Origin of the sequence: Pseudomonas sp. MF6776 (assembly GCF_016613125.1) — a bacterium.
GTDB classification, from domain to species: domain Bacteria; phylum Pseudomonadota; class Gammaproteobacteria; order Pseudomonadales; family Pseudomonadaceae; genus Aquipseudomonas; species Aquipseudomonas iridis.
Window position 1 is genome coordinate 154,718 of sequence record NZ_JAENSQ010000004.1, and the last position, 15,299, is coordinate 170,016.

The 15,299-nt window shown below is 59.3% G+C and carries 14 protein-coding genes and 1 tRNA gene; 9 read left to right on the forward strand and 6 right to left on the reverse strand.

All coding sequences use genetic code 11. From position 1 onward, the window contains the following. Window positions 1-52 precede the first annotated feature (52 nt). The 9 genes from arcC to JJD74_RS06190 all read left to right on the forward strand — a co-directional run bounded on the left by arcC (window position 53) and on the right by JJD74_RS06190 (window position 10,828). The gene (gene arcC / locus JJD74_RS06150; protein ID WP_115146143.1) at window positions 53-982 is read left to right on the forward strand and encodes a carbamate kinase; all 930 of its coding nucleotides are present in this window, start codon (window positions 53-55) and stop codon (window positions 980-982) included. Window positions 983-1,044: 62 nt separating this feature from the next. Then, entirely contained in the window at window positions 1,045-1,407 is a 363-nt protein-coding gene (locus tag JJD74_RS06155) for a DUF5064 family protein (RefSeq protein ID WP_042560624.1), read from the forward strand. 211 nt (window positions 1,408-1,618) lie between these two features. Continuing rightward, window positions 1,619-3,127, forward strand: a complete 1,509-nt coding sequence (locus tag JJD74_RS06160; RefSeq protein WP_150592874.1) for a sigma-54-dependent transcriptional regulator — start codon at window positions 1,619-1,621, stop codon at window positions 3,125-3,127. 432 nt (window positions 3,128-3,559) lie between these two features. Next, a complete protein-coding gene (gene gcvH / locus JJD74_RS06165; RefSeq protein ID WP_042560627.1) occupies window positions 3,560-3,943 on the forward strand; it encodes a glycine cleavage system protein GcvH in 384 nt (127 codons plus the stop codon). Between the two features lie 11 nt (window positions 3,944-3,954). Then, the gene (gene gcvP, locus JJD74_RS06170; RefSeq protein WP_047302749.1) at window positions 3,955-6,807 is read left to right on the forward strand and encodes an aminomethyl-transferring glycine dehydrogenase; all 2,853 of its coding nucleotides are present in this window, start codon (window positions 3,955-3,957) and stop codon (window positions 6,805-6,807) included. Window positions 6,808-6,984: 177 nt separating this feature from the next. Continuing rightward, on the forward strand, window positions 6,985-8,361 hold the full coding sequence (locus tag JJD74_RS06175) for an L-serine ammonia-lyase (RefSeq protein ID WP_200612295.1): 1,377 nt from the start codon (window positions 6,985-6,987) through the stop codon (window positions 8,359-8,361). A gap of 139 nt (window positions 8,362-8,500) precedes the next feature. Further along, a complete protein-coding gene (gene gcvT, locus JJD74_RS06180) occupies window positions 8,501-9,625 on the forward strand; it encodes a glycine cleavage system aminomethyltransferase GcvT (RefSeq protein ID WP_042560630.1) in 1,125 nt (374 codons plus the stop codon). Window positions 9,626-10,029: 404 nt separating this feature from the next. Further along, window positions 10,030-10,242: a cold-shock protein gene (locus tag JJD74_RS06185; protein WP_003227496.1), complete on the forward strand. Its 213-nt coding sequence runs from the start codon at window positions 10,030-10,032 to the stop codon at window positions 10,240-10,242. Between the two features lie 97 nt (window positions 10,243-10,339). Next, complete coding sequence (locus tag JJD74_RS06190; RefSeq protein ID WP_200612298.1) at window positions 10,340-10,828, forward strand: RDD family protein; 489 nt, start codon at window positions 10,340-10,342, stop codon at window positions 10,826-10,828. A gap of 134 nt (window positions 10,829-10,962) precedes the next feature. Here JJD74_RS06190 and nadA read toward each other — a convergent pair whose 3' ends face one another. The 6 genes from nadA to pal all read right to left on the reverse strand — a co-directional run bounded on the left by nadA (window position 10,963) and on the right by pal (window position 15,280). After that, window positions 10,963-12,021, reverse strand: a complete 1,059-nt coding sequence (gene nadA / locus JJD74_RS06195) for a quinolinate synthase NadA (RefSeq protein ID WP_042560632.1) — start codon at window positions 12,019-12,021, stop codon at window positions 10,963-10,965. A gap of 271 nt (window positions 12,022-12,292) precedes the next feature. Further along, a tRNA-Lys gene (locus JJD74_RS06200) sits at window positions 12,293-12,368 on the reverse strand. A 62-nt stretch (window positions 12,369-12,430) separates the two neighbouring features. Further along, window positions 12,431-13,123 carry a 7-cyano-7-deazaguanine synthase QueC gene (queC, locus tag JJD74_RS06205; RefSeq protein WP_042560633.1) on the reverse strand — a complete coding sequence of 231 codons (693 nt, stop codon included), beginning with the start codon at window positions 13,121-13,123 and terminating at the stop codon, window positions 12,431-12,433. Between the two features lies 1 nt (window position 13,124). Continuing rightward, complete coding sequence (gene queE / locus JJD74_RS06210; protein WP_200612301.1) at window positions 13,125-13,772, reverse strand: 7-carboxy-7-deazaguanine synthase QueE; 648 nt, start codon at window positions 13,770-13,772, stop codon at window positions 13,125-13,127. 179 nt (window positions 13,773-13,951) lie between these two features. Then, the gene (gene ybgF / locus JJD74_RS06215) at window positions 13,952-14,776 is read right to left on the reverse strand and encodes a tol-pal system protein YbgF (protein ID WP_042560635.1); all 825 of its coding nucleotides are present in this window, start codon (window positions 14,774-14,776) and stop codon (window positions 13,952-13,954) included. A 6-nt stretch (window positions 14,777-14,782) separates the two neighbouring features. Next, window positions 14,783-15,280, reverse strand: coding sequence for a peptidoglycan-associated lipoprotein Pal (gene pal / locus JJD74_RS06220; RefSeq protein WP_003178634.1), 498 nt, complete (start codon window positions 15,278-15,280; stop codon window positions 14,783-14,785). Window positions 15,281-15,299 lie beyond the last annotated feature (19 nt).

Here is a 15,299-nt window from a genome sequence, read left to right on the forward strand (position 1 = left end):
GACAGTGTGACCGAGTCGTTTGCCATTCCTCCGTTTTAGAAGGACATGCACCATGCGTATCGTCGTAGCGTTGGGCGGTAACGCCCTGCTCCGCCGTGGTGAGCCGATGACCGCTGACAACCAGCGCGCCAACATCCGCATCGCCACCGAGCAAATCGCCAAGATCCATCCCGGCAACCAACTGGTCATCGCCCACGGCAATGGCCCGCAAGTCGGCCTGCTATCGCTGCAAGCAGCGGCCTATACCTCCGTCACCCCTTACCCGCTGGACGTGCTCGGTGCCGAAACCGAAGGCATGATCGGCTACATCATCGAACAGGAACTGGGCAACCTGCTGGACTTCGAAGTACCGTTCGCCACCCTGCTCACCCAGGTCGAAGTCGACGCCAATGACCCGGCCTTCAAGAACCCGACCAAACCGATCGGCCCGGTCTACGAGAAAGCCGAGGCAGAAAAACTTGCCGCCGAAAAAGGCTGGGCCATCGCTGCGGACGGCGACAAGTTCCGCCGTGTGGTCGCCAGTCCACGACCAAAACGCATCTTCGAAATCCGTCCGATCAAGTGGCTGCTGGACAAGGGCAGCATCGTCATCTGCGCCGGTGGCGGCGGGATTCCGACCATGTACGACGAAAACCGCAACCTCAAGGGCATCGAGGCGGTGATCGACAAGGACTTGTGCTCGTCGCTGCTGGCAGAACAGCTGGAGGCGGATTTGCTGGTGATTGCCACTGACGTCAACGCCGCGTTCATCGATTACGGCAAGCCGACGCAGAAAGCCATCGCCGAGGCCCACCCGGACGAACTCGAACGCCTGGGCTTCGCCGCGGGCTCCATGGGACCAAAGGTTCAGGCAGCCTGCGAATTCGCGCGCCATACTGGCAAGGTCGCGGTGATCGGTTCGCTGGCGGACATCGAAGCGATTGTCCAGGGCACCGCCGGTACGCGGATCACCACGGCGAAACCCGGTATCACCTATCGATAATCAGAAACGCCGGGGGCAGGCCCAGGGTCTGCCCTTCTCCCATGCCTTGAAAGGAGAAATCCATGGCCCAGTTTGAACCTGGTCACTTGCACATTGAGCGGCACGCGTTGACCCCGGACGACGTCAGTTACAACGTGCACCTCGACTACGAGGTGTTCACCGATCCTCAAAAAGGCAGAGGCATCCAGTTCACGATGCATGGCAACCTTCAGGGCAAGGACATGAAAGAGACCTTCTTCCTGCCCAAAGAAGAGGCCTACAACTTTGCCAACAATGTGACGAAAATCGCCGAGAAGTACGGCATTCCCAAGACGCACAGCCAGATCGGCTCGGTTCACAAGCATTACGACATGATGTTTGAAGACATCCGCAAGCAGCTGGATATGAAATCCGGCGATCCGGTCAATCTTGAGCATTTTGAATAACCCGCACCCGCCACATTCCCCCTGTGGGAGCGAGCCTGCTCGCGAACGCCATCTGTCAGTCAACTTCTTCATTTCTGACACACCGCATTCGCGAGCAGGCTCGCTCCCACAAGGGAACTACGTAGCTCTGAAAATCGCCGTAAATTTCACCATTAGCCCGCCTCAAGGCATACTTGCCACCCTCCGCACTGCAGAACACTGAACCGCCCCCATGCGTATCCACGTCAGTTTCATCGACCGCGTCGGCATCACCCAGGAAGTACTGGCCATTCTCGGTGGGCGCAACCTTAATCTGGATGCCGTGGAGATGATCCCGCCGAACGTTTACATCGACGCCCCGACCCTGAGCCCGCAAGTGCTCGAAGAACTCAAAGATGCGCTGTTTCGCGTGCTCGGCGTGGAAGCGGTAACGGTGGTCGACATCCTCCCCGGCCAGCGTCGGCATCTGCAACTCGATGCGTTGCTCGCGGCGATGACCGACCCGGTGCTTGCCCTCGACAGTGCGGGCAAAGTGCTGCTGGCCAACCCGGCATTGATCGCGTTGTACGGGCGTGAGCCGGCGGGCGAAGGCGTCTCTGAGCTGTTCAACGATCCCGGTCTGCTGGAGACCCTGCTCGAGCACGGTTTTCGCCTGCCGCTGCGCGAGATCACCGTCAACGGCCAGACGCTGTTGCTCGACGCTACGCCGATCACCGACGCTGGCGCCCTGCTCACGCTGTATCAACCGAACCGCATCGGCGAGCAGCTCTCGGCGTTGCACCACGACCACGCTGAAGGTTTCGACGCGCTGCTCGGCGAATCCCCGGCAATCCGCACCCTCAAGGCTCGTGCGCAGCGCGTTGCCGCCCTTGATGCGCCGTTGCTGATTCAAGGCGAAACCGGTACCGGTAAAGAACTGGTCGCCCGTGCCTGCCACGCGATCAGTGCGCGGCACAGTGCGCCATTCCTGGCACTGAACTGCGCAGCGCTGCCGGAGAACCTCGCCGAGAGCGAGCTGTTCGGCTACGCCCCCGGCGCCTTCACTGGCGCGGCGCGTGGCGGCAAACCGGGGCTGATGGAACTGGCCAACCAAGGCACGGTATTTCTCGACGAGATCGGCGAGATGTCACCGTACTTGCAGGCCAAATTGCTGCGTTTTCTCAACGATGGCAGCTTCCGTCGGGTCGGCGGTGACCGTGAGGTGAAGGTCAACGTGCGAATTCTCAGCGCGACCCACCGCGACCTGGAAAAAATGGTCAGCGAAGGTTCGTTTCGCGAAGACCTGTTCTACCGCCTTAACGTGCTCAATGTTGAGGTGCCGCCGCTGCGCGAACGCGGTCAGGACATTCTGTTGCTGGCGCGTTATTTCATGCAGCAGGCGTGTGCGCAGATTCAGCGCCCGGTTTGCCGCCTCGCACCCGGCACTTACCCGGCACTGCTCGGCAATCGCTGGCCGGGCAACGTGCGGCAGCTGCAGAACGTGATCTTCCGCGCTGCCGCGATCTGCGAGAGCAGCCTGGTCGACATCGGCGACCTCGACATCGCCGGCACGTCCGTTGCGCGCCAGGCCGACAGTGACGTCGACAGCCTTGAACAAGCGGTCGAAGGCTTCGAGAAATCGCTGCTGGAAAAACTCTACGCCAGCTACCCCTCGACCCGCCAACTGGCCAGCCGCTTGCAAACGTCGCACACGGCCATCGCCCATCGTTTGCGCAAGTACGGCATCCCCAACAAATCCTGAAGCCCAAACACTTCCCTGTGGGAGCGAGCCTGCTCGCGAAAGCGGTGTATCAGCGACATCGTTAGTGACTGACACTCCCTCTTCGCGAGCAGGCTCGCTCCCACATGGTTTTGCAGTGCATTCGGAATTCGAGCTAAAAACGACCTACATCTGTACTGAAAGCGCTACAGCGGAACGATATCGCTACACCCTCCTTCCGTCACCGCTGTGCAAGGCTTTGATCCCGTTCAGCTTTTTTCCTCGCCTCATGCTGTAGCGATTTCGCTACACGCGCATCTTCAGCTCTGCCGCCAAAAATCAATAAGCCATTGTTTTATATAGATAAATTTACATTGGCCGCGATCTTGCTAATTAATTCCTCATAAATAAGGGCTTCCCGGCCCAAGCCTTCCACCGCGTCCACCAGACGAGTCTGGTCCCTGAGGAGTTTCCATGAGCGAGTTGCGTTTTACTGAAGATCACGAATGGCTGCGCGCCGAAGCTGACGGTAGCGTTACTGTCGGCATCACCGCTTTCGCGCAGAACGCCTTGGGCGACGTGGTATTCGTGCAACTGCCTGAACTGCAGGCTTACGAAAAAGGCGCCGAAGCCGCCACCGTCGAATCGGTGAAAGCTGCCAGCGGCGTGTACATGCCCCTCGACGGCGACGTGCTGGAAGTGAACCCGGCGCTGGAAGACAGCCCTGAACTGGTCAACGAAGATCCACTGGGCCAAGGCTGGTTCTTCCGCTTCAAACCAAGCGACGCCGCCGCTGTCGGCAAACTGCTTGATCAAGACGCTTACGACCGTCTGATCAAAGCCCAAGCCGAAGCCTGAGGAGAGCCGACATGACACAAGTAAACCTGGGCACCGCCAACGAATTCATCGCCCGTCACATCGGCCCGCGCGCCGGTGACGAGCAAGCCATGCTCAACAGCCTCGGCTTCGACTCGCTCGAAGCCCTGAGCGCCAGCGTCATCCCGGAAAGCATCAAGGGCACCAGCGTGCTCGGCATGGACGATGGCCTGAGCGAGGCCGATGCACTGGCCATGATCAAGGGCATCGCCGGCAAGAACCAGCTGTTCAAGACCTACATCGGCCAGGGCTATTACAACTGCCACACGCCGTCGCCGATTCTGCGTAACCTTTTGGAAAACCCGGCCTGGTACACCGCTTACACCCCGTACCAGCCAGAAATTTCCCAGGGCCGTCTCGAAGCGCTGCTGAACTTCCAGACCCTGATCAGCGACCTCACCGGCCTGCCGATCGCCAACGCCTCCCTGCTCGACGAAGCGACTGCCGCTGCCGAAGCGATGACCTTCTGCAAACGCCTGAGCAAGAACAAGGGCAGCCACCAATTCTTCGCCTCGATCCATAGCCACCCGCAAACCCTCGACGTGCTGCGCACCCGTGCAGAGCCGCTGGGCATTGAAGTGGTCGTGGGCGATGAGCACGCATTGACCGATGTAACGCCATTCTTCGGCGCATTGCTGCAATACCCGGCCAGCAACGGTGATGTGTTCGACTACCGCGAACTGACCGAGCGCTTCCACGCCGCCAACGCCTTGGTTGCCGTAGCCGCCGACCTGCTCGCCCTGACCCTGCTGACCGCCCCGGGCGAGTTCGGCGCTGACGTTGCCATCGGTTCCGCACAACGCTTCGGCGTGCCGCTGGGCTTTGGTGGCCCGCACGCGGCTTACTTCTCCACCAAAGATGCGTTCAAGCGCGACATGCCGGGCCGTCTGGTCGGCGTTTCGGTTGACCGTTTCGGCAAGCCTGCCCTGCGCCTGGCGATGCAGACCCGCGAGCAACACATCCGCCGCGAGAAAGCCACGTCGAACATCTGCACCGCGCAAGTGCTGCTGGCCAACATCGCCAGCATGTACGCCGTGTATCACGGCCCGAAAGGCCTGACGCAGATCGCCAACCGCATCCATCACCTGACCGCGATTCTGGCCAAGGGCCTGACTGCGCTGGGTCTGAATGTCGAGCAGGAAAGCTTTTTCGACACCCTGACAGTGGCTACCGGCGCGCAAACCGCTGCGCTGCACGACAAGGCTCACGCCCAGCAGATCAACCTGCGCGTCATTGACGCCCAGCGTCTGGGTCTGTCGGTTGACGAAACCACCGCTCAGGCTGATATCGAAACCCTGTGGAGCGTCTTCGCCGACGGCAAAACCCTGCCGGACTTCGCCGCCCTCGCCGCCACCGTGCAGAGCACCATTCCTGCTGCGCTGGTACGCCAGTCGCCGATCCTCAGCCACCCGGTGTTCAACCGTTATCACTCCGAAACCGAGCTGATGCGCTACCTGCGCAAACTGGCGGACAAGGACCTGGCACTGGATCGCACCATGATCCCGCTGGGCTCGTGCACCATGAAACTCAACGCCGCCAGCGAAATGATCCCGGTGACCTGGGCCGAGTTCGGCGCCCTGCACCCGTTCGCACCAGCCGCACAAAGTGCCGGTTATCAGCAACTGACCGATGAACTGGAAGCGATGCTCTGCGCCGCCACCGGTTATGACTCGATCTCGCTGCAACCGAACGCCGGTTCGCAAGGTGAATACGCAGGTCTGCTGGCGATCCGCGCCTATCACCAGAGCCGTGGCGATGACCGTCGCGACATCTGCCTGATCCCGTCATCCGCCCACGGCACCAACCCGGCTACTGCCAACATGGCCGGCATGCGCGTGGTCGTGACCGCGTGCGATGCTCGTGGCAACGTCGACATCGAAGACCTGCGCGCCAAAGCCATCGAGCACCGCGATCATCTCGCCGCGCTGATGATCACTTACCCGTCGACCCACGGCGTGTTCGAAGAAGGCATCCGCGAAATCTGCGGGATCATTCATGACAACGGCGGCCAGGTGTACATCGACGGCGCCAACATGAACGCGATGGTCGGCCTCTGCGCGCCAGGCAAGTTCGGCGGCGACGTGTCGCACCTGAACCTGCACAAAACCTTCTGCATTCCCCACGGCGGTGGCGGCCCGGGCGTCGGCCCGATCGGCGTCAAATCGCACCTGACGCCATTCCTGCCAGGCCACGGCCAGATGGAACGCAAGGAAGGCGCGGTCTGCGCGGCACCGTTCGGTAGCGCAAGCATTTTGCCGATCACCTGGATGTACATCCGCATGATGGGCGGCGCCGGTCTGAAGCGCGCTTCGCAACTGGCGATCCTCAATGCCAACTACATTTCCCGTCGCCTCGAAGAGCACTACCCAGTGCTGTACACCGGCAGCAACGGTCTGGTGGCGCACGAATGCATCCTCGACCTGCGTCCGCTGAAAGACAGCAGCGGCATCAGCGTTGATGACGTCGCCAAGCGTCTGATCGACTTCGGCTTCCACGCCCCGACCATGTCGTTCCCGGTGGCCGGCACGCTGATGATCGAACCGACCGAAAGCGAATCCAGGGAAGAACTCGACCGCTTCTGCGACGCCATGATCCGCATCCGCGAAGAAATCCGCGCTGTGGAAAACGGCACACTGGACAAGGAAGACAACCCGCTGAAAAACGCTCCGCACACCGCAGCGGAACTGGTCGGCGAGTGGACTCACCCGTACAGCCGCGAGCAAGCCGTTTACCCGGTTGCCTCGTTGATCGAAGGCAAATACTGGCCACCGGTCGGTCGCGTCGACAACGTGTTCGGCGACCGCAACCTGGTCTGCGCCTGCCCGTCGATCGAAAGCTACGCTTAAGGAAAGCAGCTGCGAGCTTTGAGCTACAAGCTGCAAGTAAGGGCTGATCTGCTTTTTACTTGCGGCTTGTGTCTAGTTGCTTGCACCGCGCCTTGAACATGAGCTGCAAGGAAAATCCGATCCGCTTTTACTTGCAGCTTGCAGCTCGCAGCTAGCAACTGCTCCGCAGGAGCCCCTATGTCGTTAAGCGTGTTCGACCTGTTCAAGATTGGCATCGGCCCCTCCAGCTCCCACACCGTCGGCCCGATGCGCGCAGCTGCGCGCTTCGCGGAGGGTTTGCGTCGTGAAAACCTGCTGACTGCTACCGCCAGCGTTCGCGTCGAGTTGTACGGTTCTCTCGGCGCCACCGGCAAAGGTCACGGCAGCGACAAAGCCGTGCTGCTAGGCCTCGAAGGTGAACACCCCGACACCGTTGATACCGAAACCGTCGCCGCGCGTTTACAGGAAATTCGCAGCAACGCACGCCTGAATCTGCTCGGCGAACACAGCATTGCGTTCAACGAGAAAGAACAGCTGGCGATGATCCGCAAGCCGCTGGCCTATCACCCCAACGGCATGATCTTCCGTGCGTTCGACGCGGCGGGGATTCAGATCCGCAGCCGCGAGTACTACTCGGTCGGCGGAGGTTTTGTTGTCGACGAGGACGCGGCCGGCGCTGACCGCATTGTCGAAGATGTCACCCCACTGACGTTCCCCTTCAAAAGCGCCAAGGACTTGCTCACTCATTGCAGCACGTATGGCCTGTCGATCAGCCAGGTGATGCTGACCAACGAAAGCGCCTGGCGTCCGGAGGCGGAAACCCGCGCCGGTCTGCTGAAAATCTGGCAAGTAATGCAGGATTGCGTGGACGCCGGCTGCCGCAACGAGGGCATTTTACCGGGAGGGTTGAAGGTCAAACGCCGTGCGGCGGCGCTGCATCGGCAACTGTGCAAAAACCCGGAATCCGCGCTGCGTGATCCGCTGTCGGTACTCGACTGGGTCAACCTCTACGCGCTGGCCGTCAACGAAGAAAACGCCAATGGCGGGCGCGTAGTGACCGCGCCTACCAACGGCGCAGCGGGAATCATTCCGGCGGTGCTGCACTACTACATTCGCTTTATTCCCGGTGCAAATGACGACGGCGTTGTGCGTTTTCTGCTCACGGCGGCGGCAATCGGCATTCTGTACAAGGAAAACGCCTCGATCTCCGGCGCCGAAGTCGGTTGTCAGGGCGAGGTCGGCGTGGCTTGTTCGATGGCGGCGGGTGCGTTGCGTGAAGTCCTCGGCGGCAGCGTGCAGCAAGTCGAAAACGCGGCGGAAATCGGCATGGAACACAACCTCGGCCTGACCTGTGACCCGATTGGCGGGCTGGTTCAAGTGCCGTGCATCGAGCGCAACGCGATGGGCTCGGTGAAAGCGATCAATGCGGTGCGCATGGCACTGCGGGGTGACGGACAACACTTCGTCTCTCTCGACAAGGTCATCCGCACCATGCGCCAGACCGGCGCTGACATGAAAAGCAAATACAAAGAGACCGCCCGCGGTGGTCTGGCGGTCAACATTATCGAATGCTGATTGACGTCGTCTCCGTCAGCAGAAAGTGAATTTGATGTCCTCTTCCTTTGGAAGAGGATCGTACTTAGCCCCCTCTCCCTCCGGGAGAGGGCTGGGGTGAGGGGCTTTTGATCCTGACCCGTTATTCAAGGAGCCACGCATGTCCACCGAACAACTGTCGAAAACCCCGCTGCACGCCCTGCACATCGAACTCGGCGCCCGTATGGTGCCGTTCGCCGGCTACGACATGCCGGTGCAATACCCCCTCGGCGTGATGAAAGAGCACCAGCACACCCGCGAGCAGGCTGGGCTGTTCGATGTCTCGCACATGGGCCAGATCCACCTGACCGGCGCGAATGCCGCCAAAGCCCTGGAAACCCTGGTGCCGGTAGACATCATCGATCTGCCGGTGGGCATGCAGCGTTACGCGATGTTCACCAACGAGCACGGCGGCATTCTTGATGACCTGATGGTTGCCAACCTCGGCAATGATGAACTGTTCCTGGTGGTTAACGCCGCGTGCAAGGATCAGGACCTGGCACATCTGCAGAAACACATTGGCGATCAGTGCACCATTACGGCGCTGTTCGAGGAGCGCGCACTGCTCGCGCTGCAAGGTCCTGCGGCGGTAACAGCACTGGCGCGTCTTGCTCCGGAAGTGGCGAAGATGACCTTCATGCAATTCAACCGCGTGCAGCTACTCGGCGTGGATTGCTTCGTCAGCCGTTCCGGTTACACCGGTGAAGACGGTTTCGAAATCTCGGTGCCGGCCGCCGACGCAGAAAAACTCGCCCGTGCCCTGCTCGCCGAACCTGAAGTAGCGGCCATCGGCCTCGGCGCTCGCGATTCGTTGCGCCTGGAGGCCGGTCTGTGCCTGTACGGCCACGACATGAACACCGAAACCACGCCCATCGAAGCCAGCCTGCTGTGGGCGATGTCCAAGCCACGCCGCGCCGATGGCGCACGGGCCGGCGGTTTCCCGGGGGCTGAACCTATCTTCGCCCAACAACAAAATGGCGTCGCACGCAAACGCGTCGGCCTGCTGCCGCAGGAACGCACGCCAGTGCGCGAAGGCGCGGAAATCGTCAACGAAGCCGGCGACATCATCGGTAGCGTGTGCAGTGGCGGCTTCGGTCCGACGCTGGGCGGGCCATTGGCAATGGGTTACCTCGACAGTGCTTATGTCTCGCTAGATACGCCCGTGTGGGCAATCGTTCGTGGGAAAAAGGTGCAAATGCTTGTAAGCAAAATGCCATTTGTTCCACAACGCTACTACCGTGGTTGATTGACTGTTTCTATAAGTAACGCGATTGCGTTATGCGTGCACTAATGTGTAACGCAATCGCCATAAAACAGTGCAGTTCCTAACAACCGATTCGAATATGAACTTTACTTATAACCTTCGAAAACATTTGAACAAGCTAATCGTCTAAGCCCGCACTAGTGGATTGACTAAGTGCCATCAAGCGCAGCAAAACCGGGCCTGCAAGGGGCTTGTTTTTTCTCCGGTAGTTGGCGTAGAGTTTCCCCACTGTGTTTGCATGGGTCAGCTTGGAATCGTGACCTGGGCAGTAGCCTACAAGTTAGCTACATCCCGTTCGACGTCTTCTTACTCTCCTGCAACCAGCCCCAGTACTCTTTCATGAGAAAGAGGCTGTCATTAATTTATTGCGTCAAAGGAAATAAGAAATGTCCACACGTCAGAGCGGTACCGTCAAGTGGTTTAACGACGAGAAAGGTTTTGGTTTTATCACTCCAGAAAGCGGTCCGGATCTGTTTGTGCATTTCCGCGCCATTCAGGGCAACGGCTTCAAGAGCCTGAAAGAAGGCCAGAAAGTGACCTTCGTTGCGGTGCAAGGCCAAAAAGGCATGCAGGCTGACGAAGTACAAGCAGAAGCCTGATCTGTCTAACAAAAAAGCCCCTGATATTGATATCAGGGGCTTTTTTGTGCGCGCGAATCCGTAAAATGGCAATTCCTTAAAGCGTCCAGAGGCTGCCATGTCGAAAAACCTGCTCACTCCCCAGGGCGATTTTCCTGCCGTTGGCCTCGGCCGTCGTCTGGCCGCGATGTTCTACGACTTTCTGTTGTGCACCGCCCTGCTGATCGTGACCGGCTTCGTTTACAAGTTCATCCAGGGTTTGATCATCGGTGAAGAACGCCTGCGGGTGATGACCGACGCCGGACAGCTCGACGGTGATCCGTTGTACTCGACCGTGCTGCTGTTGGTGTTGTTTGGATTCTTCGCCAAGTTCTGGACCCATGGTGGGCAGACGCTGGGCATGCAGGTGTGGGGCATTCGCGTGCAGAACGCCAATGGCACCGCAATCAGCCTGTGGCAGGCGTTGCTGCGGTTTATGGTGTCGATTGCGTCGTGGTTGTGCGTGGGGCTGGGTTTCTTCTGGTCGCTGTACGACAAGCAGAAGCGCACGTGGCATGACATCTACTCGGACACCTGCGTGGTGCGGGTTCCGAAGAAGACCAAGTAACTCTTCACACCACAAACCAATGTGGGAGCGAGCCTGCTCGCGAAGGCGGTGTATCAGTCAATGTTCAAGTCGACTGATACACCGCTTTCGCGAGCAGGCTCGCTCCCACAGGTTTTGTGTTTTGCTTATAGATCTCAGGCGTTACCGGCCAGCTTCATCCGCGCCGCCTGGGTGAAATCCAGCATCCGCTTCAAAGGTCGAATCGCCTGCGGAATCAACGCCGGATCAACAAAGATCTCGTTCGTCCCTTCCTTCAAGCTCTTGAGCGTACGCTCAAGGGTATTCATGGCCATCCACGGACAATGTGCGCAACTGCGGCACGCAGCGCCGTTACCGGCGGTTGGCGCCTCGATGAAGACCTTGTCCGGGCACAGCTGCTGCATCTTGTAGAAGATGCCGCGGTCGGTGGCAACGATCAGGGTCTTGTTCGGCAGGGACTGCGCCGCGGCGATCAATTGACTGGTGGAGCCCACGGCGTCTGCCAGTTCGATCACGGCAGTCGGCGATTCGGGGTGCACCAGAATGGCGGCGTCCGGGTACAAGGCTTTCATGTCTTCAAGCTGCTTGGACTTGAACTCCTCGTGGACGATGCAGGCTCCGTCCCACAGCAACATATCCGCGCCGGTCTTGCGCTGAATGTAGGTGCCCAGATGCTTGTCAGGCCCCCAGATGATGGTCTCGCCGTTGTCCATCAGGCTTTCGACGATTTCCAGTGCACAACTCGACGTCACCACCCAGTCGGCCCGGGCTTTGACGGCAGCGGAGGTGTTGGCGTAGACCACCACCGTGCGCTCCGGGTGCTGATCGCAGAACGCCGAGAATTCGTCAACCGGGCAACCCAGGTCCAGCGAGCACGTCGCTTCCAGGGTTGGCATCAGCACGCGTTTTTCCGGGTTGAGAATTTTGGCGGTCTCACCCATGAACTTTACGCCGGCGACTACCACGGTCTTGGCCGGATGGGCATTGCCGAAGCGGGCCATTTCCAGAGAGTCGGATACACAGCCACCGGTTTCTTCGGCCAAGGCCTGAATCACCGGATCGCAATAGAAGTGGGCAACCAGCACCGCGTCCTGAGCCTTGAGCTCGGCGGCGATGGCAGAACGGTAATAAGCCTCTTCCTCGGCAGTCAGCGGTTTGGGCTGTTTGGCGTCGAGGTGGGCTTGAACCAGAAGGCGTTCGGAAATCTGCGTCATGTTCGCAAGACCTGCAGGCGCTTTCGCGCGAAAGTCGAGTATACACCCGGCTCCGGACCGCTTGAGGGTACCGCCGGGAGAGTGAGTTTTATCAGGCACGGACAGCGTTGAAGCTGCGCAAGGCTACAGAATATCCCGGGGATACAAAAGATGATTCTGACCTGCGTCAGCGCAACTTGCACTGGAACAACGCACGCCCAAATCACAGGCAAAAAAAAACCCGGAAATCCTCACTTACGTGGGCCTTCCGGATTTTCTAAACCGCCAAAAATGGTGGGTCGTGTGGGATTCGAACCTACGACCAATTGGTTAAAAGCCAACTGCTCTACCAACTGAGCTAACGACCCGCTGTGTGGTGGCGCGTATAATACTGATTTTTAAGGACTATTCAACACCTTTTTGAAAATAATCAAAAATAAGGTGTTGGATCGCTCACGCCGGCCGCTGCGAAGCCTTCTGCGCGCAGGCGGCAGCTATCGCATTTACCGCAGGCACGGCCTTCATCATCGGCCTGATAGCAGGAAACAGTCAGCCCGTAATCAACGCCCAGCTTCACGCCCGCCTGGACGATCTGCGCCTTGCTCAGGTTCTGCAGCGGCGCCTGAATGCGGAAACCATCGCCCTCGACGCCGGCCTTGGTCGCCAGATTGGCCATGCGCTCGAACGACTCGATGAACTCGGGACGGCAATCCGGATAGCCGGAGTAGTCCACCGCGTTCACACCGATGAAGATGTCGCGAGCGCCAAGCACCTCTGCCCAACCCAACGCCAGAGACAGGAACACCGTGTTGCGTGCCGGCACGTAGGTGACGGGGATGCCCTCACCCAGCTCTTCAGGGATATCAATGCTGGTGTCGGTCAGTGCCGAGCCGCCCATGCCATTCAGGTTGATGCCGATCACCTTGTGCTCGACCACACCCAGGTCGCGAGCGACGCGCGCAGCGGCATGCAATTCAGCATGGGAGCGCTGGCCGTAATCGAAACTCATGGTGTAGCAGGCGTAGCCTTCAGCGCGGGCCATGGCCACGACCGTTGCCGAGTCCAGACCACCGGACAGCAGGATCACCGCACGTTTTTCGGTTGTGTTCAGTTGTTCAGTCATTTCAGCGCCCCGGCTCATCATTCCATAGATATTTATGCAGCTGCAGTTGCAACCGCACTGGCAGGTTGTCCGCCACCACCCAATCCGCCAGATCCCTTGCGTTGAGGTCATGGTGACTTGGAGAAAACAGAACTTCGCCGGCACGCCGGTCGAGCCCGTACTGGATCAGTTTGGACACCGCCCAGTCGTAGTCTTCCCGCGAGCAGATGACAAACTTCACCTGATCGTTGGGCGTCAGCATTTCGATATTTTCGTAAAGGTTGCGATGGGCTTCTTTCGAACCCGGTGTCTTCAGGTCAACCACGCGACTGACGCGCGGATCGACCGCCGAAATATCGAGAGCACCGCTGGTTTCCAGCGAGACCTCATAACCGGCATCACACAGCTGTTTGAGCAAGGGAATGGCGTTCGGCTGCGCCAACGGCTCACCGCCGGTGACACAGACGTAACGCGGACGAAATCCGGCCACTTGCTCGAGGATATCGTCGAGCGTGCGGACGGTGCCGCCGCTGAACGCGTAGGCACTGTCGCAGTATTGGCAACGCAATGGGCAACCGGTCAGGCGCACAAAAACAGTGGGCAGCCCGGCAGTCCGCGTTTCCCCCTGCAAAGAGTAGAAAACTTCGGTAATTCTCAATGTGTCTTGCATAGTCGCCACGGGCGTAACAGCTAAACAGGCTGTCCGCCTCCGTCAGGCACTTCAGGCAATCGCGCCAACGCGCGGACCACAAGAAGCGTGTTTCAGAAAAAGGGCGTGAATTCTAACGAAAAAACCCGCGACAGGCGCGGGTTTCTTCTAAACGGGTGCAGCACCTGAAAAGCTCAGGCTTACATGCGCTGCAAATCGCGTTGCGCCAACTGAGCGGCGGATGTACCCGGATATTGGGCCACCACCTGTTGCAGAATGCCTTTCACCTTGTCGGTGTGACCGAGGCGGCGCTCTACATCAGCCAGCTTGTACAGCGAATCCGGCACCTTGTTGTGCTTGGGATACAGCTGCGAAACCTTGGCGAAAGCCTGACCTGCACCTTGCAGATCACCCTTGGCCAGGTTCACTTCGCCCAACCAGTACTGGGCGTTGCCCGCGTACTGGCTGTTCGGGTATTTGCGCAGGAATGCCGAGAAAGCCTGGCTGGCCTTGTCGAAATCCTTGGCTTTGATCAGGTCGAAAGCGGCATCGTAATACAGCTTTTCCTTGGCCGGATCAGCCGGTTCGCTACCCGCAGCAGGTGCCTGGGCGGCAGCAGCCCCGGCGCCAGCGGCAGCACTTGCATCGCCACCGGCAGAAGAATTCTCAGGAGTCGCGGCAGGTGCAACACCGGATCCTATGCGTCGATCAAGATCTTGGTATCGCTCCAGGGATTCTTGCTTCATACGCGCAACCTGGTTCTGCAGTTCTTCAATCACACCTTGCTGGCGGGATATCTGATCCTGCATCTGTTGCAGTTGGTTAAACAGCATGCCTTGTGCCGAGGCAGGGGCCGAAGCCGCTCCCCCGGCATAGGCGCCGTTCGTACCGTAACCCGCAGGCGGATAACTGCTCCCGCTATTGTTATAACCGGAGTTGTCATCGACCACAGGAACCGCAGCCCACACCGCAAGCGGTGCGAGACTGAGAGCCAGAACAGTTACAGCACGACGGCACGTTCGCATATCGAATTACTTACGCAGTTCGACGCGACGGTTTTGAGCCCAGGACTGCTCGTCGTTGCCGGTAGCAACTGGACGCTCTTCGCCGTAGGAAACCAGTTCCAGCTGAGCTGGGGAAACACCTTGCAGTACCAGGTAGCGTTGAACGGCTTTCGCACGACGCTCGCCCAGTGCCATGTTGTACTCACGAGTACCACGTTCGTCGGTGTTGCCTTCCAGAACAACGCGAGCGCCGTTTGCTTTCAGGTCTTTGGCGTGAACGTCCAGAGCGCGCATGGCTTCTGGCTTCAGGTCCGAGCTGTCGTATTCGAAGTAGAAGGTGGTGATTGCGCGCAGAGCAGCTTCTTCGCTCAGGGAACCGTCAACGGCACCAGTGTTTGCGCCGTAACCAGCGTTTGGATCAACAGCGCCTTCACCGGCGTTGTCGCCGCCTTTGGACGAGCAACCTACAGCTACAGCCATGGCCAGAGCCAGCGCAGCAAATTTACCAAACTTCAGCATTTCCATCGTGAAACTCCTAATGAAC

Excerpts from the sequence above, each read along its gene's own strand:
- queC (WP_042560633.1), bottom strand. The coding sequence starts at position 13,123 with ATGACTGAACAACTGAACACAACCGAAAAACGTGCGGTGATCCTGCTG.
- JJD74_RS06160 (WP_150592874.1), top strand. The coding sequence starts at position 1,619 with ATGCGTATCCACGTCAGTTTCATCGACCGCGTCGGCATCACCCAGGAA.
- JJD74_RS06155 (WP_042560624.1), top strand. The coding sequence starts at position 1,045 with ATGGCCCAGTTTGAACCTGGTCACTTGCACATTGAGCGGCACGCGTTG.
- gcvT (WP_042560630.1), top strand. The coding sequence starts at position 8,501 with ATGTCCACCGAACAACTGTCGAAAACCCCGCTGCACGCCCTGCACATC.
- pal (WP_003178634.1), bottom strand. The coding sequence starts at position 15,280 with ATGGAAATGCTGAAGTTTGGTAAATTTGCTGCGCTGGCTCTGGCCATG.
- gcvP (WP_047302749.1), top strand. The coding sequence starts at position 3,955 with ATGACACAAGTAAACCTGGGCACCGCCAACGAATTCATCGCCCGTCAC.
- gcvH (WP_042560627.1), top strand. The coding sequence starts at position 3,560 with ATGAGCGAGTTGCGTTTTACTGAAGATCACGAATGGCTGCGCGCCGAA.
- arcC (WP_115146143.1), top strand. The coding sequence starts at position 53 with ATGCGTATCGTCGTAGCGTTGGGCGGTAACGCCCTGCTCCGCCGTGGT.
- ybgF (WP_042560635.1), bottom strand. The coding sequence starts at position 14,776 with ATGCGAACGTGCCGTCGTGCTGTAACTGTTCTGGCTCTCAGTCTCGCA.
- JJD74_RS06185 (WP_003227496.1), top strand. The coding sequence starts at position 10,030 with ATGTCCACACGTCAGAGCGGTACCGTCAAGTGGTTTAACGACGAGAAA.
- JJD74_RS06190 (WP_200612298.1), top strand. The coding sequence starts at position 10,340 with ATGTCGAAAAACCTGCTCACTCCCCAGGGCGATTTTCCTGCCGTTGGC.
- queE (WP_200612301.1), bottom strand. The coding sequence starts at position 13,772 with ATGCAAGACACATTGAGAATTACCGAAGTTTTCTACTCTTTGCAGGGG.
- JJD74_RS06175 (WP_200612295.1), top strand. The coding sequence starts at position 6,985 with ATGTCGTTAAGCGTGTTCGACCTGTTCAAGATTGGCATCGGCCCCTCC.
- nadA (WP_042560632.1), bottom strand. The coding sequence starts at position 12,021 with ATGACGCAGATTTCCGAACGCCTTCTGGTTCAAGCCCACCTCGACGCC.